General features: G+C 53.6%; 7 protein-coding genes and 1 riboswitch. Of the genes, 2 read left to right on the top strand and 5 right to left on the bottom strand.

The features are described from left to right. A partial coding sequence (locus QZ506_RS08450) for a transposase (RefSeq protein WP_291970361.1) occupies positions 1-548 on the top strand: 548 nt, incomplete at its 5' end. A gap of 125 nt (positions 549-673) precedes the next feature. Here the strand turns inward: QZ506_RS08450 and QZ506_RS08445 are convergent. After that, on the bottom strand, positions 674-1,300 hold the full coding sequence (locus tag QZ506_RS08445; RefSeq protein ID WP_291970359.1) for a trimeric intracellular cation channel family protein: 627 nt from the start codon (positions 1,298-1,300) through the stop codon (positions 674-676). Positions 1,301-1,433: 133 nt separating this feature from the next. Next, a riboswitch (glycine riboswitch) is annotated at positions 1,434-1,526 on the bottom strand. 141 nt (positions 1,527-1,667) lie between these two features. On the opposite strand from QZ506_RS08445, the gene xthA reads away from it, so the two are divergent. Beyond that, positions 1,668-2,477 (top strand): exodeoxyribonuclease III, encoded by an 810-nt coding sequence (xthA, locus tag QZ506_RS08440; protein WP_291970357.1) that lies wholly within the window; start codon positions 1,668-1,670, stop codon positions 2,475-2,477. Positions 2,478-2,523: 46 nt separating this feature from the next. On the opposite strand, the gene QZ506_RS08435 is transcribed toward xthA, so the two are convergent. The 4 genes from QZ506_RS08435 to QZ506_RS08420 all read right to left on the bottom strand — a co-directional run bounded on the left by QZ506_RS08435 (position 2,524) and on the right by QZ506_RS08420 (position 5,807). Then, positions 2,524-2,841 (bottom strand): DUF1496 domain-containing protein, encoded by a 318-nt coding sequence (locus QZ506_RS08435; RefSeq protein ID WP_291970355.1) that lies wholly within the window; start codon positions 2,839-2,841, stop codon positions 2,524-2,526. After that, on the bottom strand, positions 2,838-4,766 hold the full coding sequence (locus QZ506_RS08430; protein ID WP_291970353.1) for a DNA topoisomerase III: 1,929 nt from the start codon (positions 4,764-4,766) through the stop codon (positions 2,838-2,840). The genes QZ506_RS08435 and QZ506_RS08430 overlap by 4 nt, the downstream gene beginning before the upstream one ends. A 2-nt stretch (positions 4,767-4,768) precedes the next feature. Then, positions 4,769-5,320: an NAD(P)H nitroreductase gene (locus QZ506_RS08425; RefSeq protein WP_291970363.1), complete on the bottom strand. Its 552-nt coding sequence runs from the start codon at positions 5,318-5,320 to the stop codon at positions 4,769-4,771. A 265-nt stretch (positions 5,321-5,585) separates the two neighbouring features. Further along, positions 5,586-5,807, bottom strand: a complete 222-nt coding sequence (locus QZ506_RS08420) for a hypothetical protein (RefSeq protein WP_291970351.1) — start codon at positions 5,805-5,807, stop codon at positions 5,586-5,588. Positions 5,808-5,921 lie beyond the last annotated feature (114 nt).

The following is a 5,921-nucleotide window of genomic DNA, read 5'->3' as shown; positions in this document are numbered from 1 at the left end:
GTGGCCTGACCGACATCCTCATTGCCTGTGTGGACGGCCTGAAAGGGTTCCCGGATGCCATCAACACGGTCTACCCGGAAGCCCGCATCCAGTTGTGCATCGTGAACATGGTGCGCAACAGTCTGCGCTTCGTTGCCTGGAAGGACTATAAGGCGGTAACACGCGACCTCAAAGCAGTGTATCAGGCTCCAACCGAAGAGGGCGCGCTTCAGGCGCTGGAGACGCTCGGCGGGACATGGGATCACCGCTATCCGCAGATAAGCCGGAGCTGGCAGTCAAACTGGGCCAACCTGTCGACATTCTTCTCGTACCCGCAGGAACTTCGCAAGGTAATCTACACGACGAGCGCTATAGAATCACTGAACAGCGTGGTCCGGCATACAATCAAGAAACGCAAGGTGTTCCCGACTGATGACTCGGTGAAGAAGGTCGTATGGCTGGCAATCCAGGAGGCATCACAGAAATGGACTATGCCCTTACGGGACTGGCGTATGGCAATGAGTCGCTTTATTATCGAGTTCGGTGACCGCCTTGACGGTCACTTCTGAGGAAAGGCATTTACACAAAATCTTAAACAGGCTCTCAGATATCCGTCTGCCACAATTGTTATTTGTTATGAAGAAGCAACGTTACACCGTTTTATTCACGATTACGGTGCGATTCACCACATCTATCAGGCTTTTCCTTTCCAACTGCCCGGCGAGTAGGAAAACACCGGCAGTTGCCATGACCACCGGATCGCCGCCAGACGCAACGAGAGCCCCAAGGTAAAGGAGACCAGCAGATTAATATCGTGTTTGATCTGTAACGATTTCAGCCCGAGATAAAGCAGCGCAACCAGCAGTGATACGCTGGCATAGAGCTCCTTTCTGAGCACCATCGGCGTGCGGTTACAAAAGATGTCACGCAGAATACCACCGAAGATCCCGGTGACAATCCCGGCCATAATGACCACGGTAAAGGAGTAGTTCAGCTTCTGCGCCACATTGCAGCCAATAATGGTAAAGGCAATCAGCCCCATGGCGTCAAGGATCAGGAACAGTCGATGCAAGTGATGCATGATACGGGCAATTACGATAGTGAACAGACCTGCACCAATCGTCAGATAGATATAACCCGGGTGTTGCGTCCAGCCGATGGGATAGTTGCCGAGCAGGATATCACGAACGGTGCCACCGCCCAGTGCGGTGATAAAAGCGATCATCGCCACACCGAAAATATCCATGTTCCTGCGTCCAGCGGCCAATGCGCCAGACATGCCTTCTGCGGTAATTCCGATCAGATAGATGTAAGTAAACACACAATTTTTCCTGTGAAATGTGCCTATCCCCCTGTCCGTTTTACCTGAGAGTTTATGCAGCTCACGCCGCTTTCCCCTTCGGTGGGTGGCTACGCCGATAAACAACGTGCACACCGCTCTCCAGTCGGCGTATCAACAAAGAGCAGTAAGGTGGCCTGAGCGATTATGGGAGTTTGCGCCTTCGGCGGGTCGCGCGTTGCGCGGTCCTCTCTCCTGCGAGGTGCGAAGTATAAGGGCTTACTATCGCTACTTCAACCTTCCGTTCGCTCTCCAGACCTCGATATCATCCGCCGTGCACCGCTGGCGTGACCTTTGCCTGTTTTTTCTGATACCATCAGCGTCACAATTTCCTGATATGGCAGTGACGATGAAATTTGTTTCTTTTAATATCAATGGGCTGCGTGCACGCCCTCACCAACTGGCCGCCATCATCGCCCAGCATCAGCCGGATATCATTGGCTTGCAGGAAACCAAAGTCCACGATGATATGTTTCCCTTCGAAGAGATACGCAAGCTCTGCTATCAGGTCTACTATTACGGGCAAAAAGGCCATTATGGCGTCGCGCTGCTGTGTAAAGAGACACCGATTGCCGTGCGCTACGGCTTTCCAACCGATGAACCCGATGCGCAGCGACGCATCATCATGGCAGATTTCGCCACGCCCGCAGGCACGCTGACCGTTATCAATGGCTATTTCCCACAGGGAGAGAGTCGTGACCATCCGGTAAAATTCCCGGCCAAAACGCGCTTTTATGCCGACTTGCAGACCTATCTGGATCAGCATCACACCCCGGAGCAACCGCTGATTGTCATGGGGGATATCAATATCAGCCCGACGGATCTGGATATTGGCATTGGAGAAGAAAACCGTAAGCGCTGGCTACGCACCGGTAAGTGTTCATTTTTACCTGAAGAGCGTGAATGGATGACGCGCTTGCTGGGATGGGGATTGGTCGATACCTTCCGTGCACTGGCGCCAGACACTACCGATCGCTATTCCTGGTTTGACTACCGCTCTGCCGGTTTTGAAGACAATCGCGGCCTGCGAATTGATGTGATCCTCGCCAGTCAGGCATTGGCGGCGCACTGCACGGCTAGCAATATCGATTACGACGTACGCGGTATGGAAAAACCGTCCGACCACGCGCCGATTTGGGCCACGTTCTCCGGTCTGTAACATCTTGTGATGGCAGCCGCATGCGGCTGCCCCACCTTGGAAACCGTTACTGTTTAAGCACCTGCCAGATCATATTATTCGTCCCCAGCGTTTGCCTGTCGCGTACACACTGCAACAACACGCCCTCCGTTCTCACCACCGCGCCTTCGGTATAATTACGGTTCTCAAAGACGCAGCAACGCATGCAGTTGTTTTGCGGCTCTCGCCGCGTCGAACCGTTGTTATCGCCCCAAATCACACTGTGCGGTACGCCAACCACGATATCCGTATTCCCACGCGAGGGCGTGGTCACCGCTGTGGATTGCGCCCACACGGGCAGAGAGACCAACGCGCTAACAAACAACATCACCTGTGATGATTTCATCCGTTCTGCTCCTTTGCGGCCTTTTTCGCCGTGGGTTTACATGTTTTCTTCTGTGTTTTTTGTGGTGCTTGCAGCCCGCGGAATGCCGATGCGGACCGGTTTTGTCGTGCTTGATCGATCAATCCACTCAAGGTTTGAGTGAGCGGTTGCATAAAATCCTGGTAGCGGCGCTGTTTTTCACTGATCAACGTTAATGTAGCTTCCCAGTTGGCGGTCATATCCGGAAATGCTGCGCTAGGCGGTAATGCGTGAATCAGCGCGCGCCCCGCTTCGCTGGCATGAATGTAACGCCCTTTTTTAAACAAAAAGCTTCGTTTAAAAAGTAGCTCAATAATGCCTGCACGCGTGGCTTCAGTGCCAAGGCCATCGGTTTCACGCAATATCTTCTTCAATGTTTTATCTTGCACAAAACGGGCAATACCGGTCATAGCCGAGAGCAACGTAGCATCGGTAAAAGGACGCGGATGCTGGGTTTGCCGCTCCAACACTTCACCTTTTTCACACAGCAGCACATCCCCTTTAGCCACCACCGGCAACGGCAAGCCGTCGTTTTCGTCGTCGCGTTCCTTGGCACCCAGCAGCGCGCGCCAGCCCACATCGGCCAGAAAACGGGCTTTGGCAATAAATTTTCCCCCAGCGATATCGAGGGTAATAACGCATTTACGAAACACAGCATCAGGGCAAAACTGCATCAGATACTGTCGGGCAATCAGCCAGTACACCTGACGTTCGTTCTCGCTTAGCGAGACGCTGGCGCTGCGCGCAGTGGGAATAATCGCATGGTGAGCATCGACTTTACTGTCATCCCAGCAGCGATTGCGGCGTTCAAGATCAACGACCGGTTGCGGCAATAACACGGAGGCATGCACCGTAATCGCATTGATAACCGCGTGACGCCCAGCAAAATGCTCTTCAGGCAGGTAACGGCAGTCCGAACGCGGATAGGTAATCAGTTTATGGGTTTCATACAAGCGCTGGCAGGTGTCCAGCACTAATTGTGCGCTCAGGCCAAAGCGTTTCGCGGCTTCAATTTGCAATGCGGAGAGAGAATAAGGCAGCGGTACTGTTTCCGACTCACGCTTATCGCTGTAATCCGTTACTGTAGCCGGCTGCCCGGCAATGCGCTTGACCACATGCTCAGCCAAAGAACGGTGCAACAGACGCCCTTCTTCATCCTGATAAGGTTCACAGTATTCGCTCGGTTGCCACAGCGCCACAAAGCGTTCATCAGCAGGCGTGACAATATGCGCCTTGACCTCAAAGTAATCCTTGGAGACGAAGTTTTCGATCTCTTCATCGCGGCGTACCACAAGCCCCAGCACCGGCGTTTGCACCCGTCCGACGGAGAGCACGCCGTCATAGCCCGCATTGCGCCCTAATAGCGTGTAGGCGCGAGTCATGTTAATGCCATAGAGCCAGTCAGCACGCGAACGCGCCAGCGCAGAGACGCACAGTGGCACAAAGTCGCGGTTATCGCGCAGGCGTTCGACCGCACGCGTCACTGCCTGCGGGTTGAGATCGTTGATCAGGCAGCGCCGCACCTGCTGGCGTTTTTCCGGGGCCAGCGCCAAATACTCCAGCACTTCATCCACCAGCAGTTGCCCTTCGCGATCCGGGTCACCGGCGTGGATCACCTCTGACGCCTCCCCCAGCAGCTTCTTGATGGCATTCAATTGCTTGCTCACTGATGGGCGCGGCATTAATAGCCATTTTTGGGGGATAATCGGTAGATCGGCCAACGACCAGCGCACATAGCGGGCATCATAGGCATCGGGCTGAGCCTGCTCGAGCAGATGCCCTACGCACCAAGTGACGACATCCTGCGAACCGCAGGCGATGTAGCCGTCGCCTCGCCGATGTGGTTTGGGCAAGACATCGGCTATCGCCTTGGCGAGGCTGGGTTTTTCAGCAATAAACAGGCGCATTATCAGAAATAACGGACAAATTTTTCCGTGTCCACCGGCACAACCGTAGTGGACGCTTTCAGTTGCGGTGTTCCCAAATAGAGAAACCCGACAATTTCATCTTGTTCGCGGCAACCGAAAGCTTCACGCACCTGTTGGTGTTCAGTCCACAGACCACTGCGCCAGATGCCGTTGAAACCCTGCGCCAATGCTGCCATTTGCATCGCTTGCACCGCGCAGCCCGCGGAAACCACCTGCTCCCATTTAGGCACCTTGGGATTTTCTTCGCAGTGTGCAATCACAGTGATGACCATTGGTGCGCGAAACGAGGCTTGACGGGATTTATCTTGTGCAGCAGCGTCCAGTCCACCCTTTTGCGCAGCAGCGTGTAAAACGCCACTCAGGCGGGCCAACCCCTCATCCTGTGCAATCACGAAACGCCACGGTTGCAGAGTGCCGTGATCTGGTGCGCGCATACCTGCATGAATAATATTGGCTAACGCGTCACCTTGCGGTGCCGGAGCAGCCAAACGCGAGGCAGAACGGCGATTAAGTAACAAGTCCAGTGCATCCATCATTTTTCTCCTGTTAACGGCCTGCATGAAAAATAGCGCCAAGCGTTGCCATCACCTGTCATTGCGCGCCACGGTATCACAACTCGCGATGCGTCAGTAACGGTTTTATGGCAATCCTATCATAGCGGATACCGGCAATAATGCGGGGAGATTCTGAATGTTATCGGCCTTGTTCAGGCGGTTGACCTATGATGATGCGCAAGCACAGAACGTCTGCCTGCGCATCCAAACAGTGACCAGCAACGTGCTCAATGCCGCGCCGCGATCACTCTGCGTCGTGACGCAAGTGGTACACTTTTAACTGATTCCAGAAATCGAGGCCAATCAGCGTGTCATTTCCTGCACAACGATTGGCGAATGCACCACCTTTATTGTGTCCGATACGGATAATACCTTGTTCTTCTTGTGCTTTTACTGGGGCAATACCGCGCATGTTCATCACACCGTCTTCGGCAATAGTGGGCTTTGTTGAATAATAGGTAATCATGCTGTTTTTCCGTGCCAGTTTTGGTTGAAAATGCTTGTCATCTCAGGTGTACACTTTTCTCATGAGGCCTAACTGCATGATTTTACGTTGCGAGGATCCGTCGTTTCACTGGGC

It is taken from the genome of Candidatus Symbiopectobacterium sp. (assembly GCF_020054415.1).
GTDB lineage: Bacteria > Pseudomonadota > Gammaproteobacteria > Enterobacterales > Enterobacteriaceae > Symbiopectobacterium.
The sequence above is the reverse complement of the archived record's forward strand: the minus strand, read 5'-3'. Positions and strand labels throughout refer to the sequence as shown.

What these genes read in the sequence shown, in the direction of transcription:
- QZ506_RS08425 (WP_291970363.1), bottom strand. Translation starts at nt 5,320, where the DNA reads ATGGATGCACTGGACTTGTTACTTAATCGCCGTTCTGCCTCGCGTTTG.
- QZ506_RS08430 (WP_291970353.1), bottom strand. Translation starts at nt 4,766, where the DNA reads ATGCGCCTGTTTATTGCTGAAAAACCCAGCCTCGCCAAGGCGATAGCC.
- xthA (WP_291970357.1), top strand. Translation starts at nt 1,668, where the DNA reads ATGAAATTTGTTTCTTTTAATATCAATGGGCTGCGTGCACGCCCTCAC.
- QZ506_RS08435 (WP_291970355.1), bottom strand. Translation starts at nt 2,841, where the DNA reads ATGAAATCATCACAGGTGATGTTGTTTGTTAGCGCGTTGGTCTCTCTG.
- QZ506_RS08420 (WP_291970351.1), bottom strand. Translation starts at nt 5,807, where the DNA reads ATGATTACCTATTATTCAACAAAGCCCACTATTGCCGAAGACGGTGTG.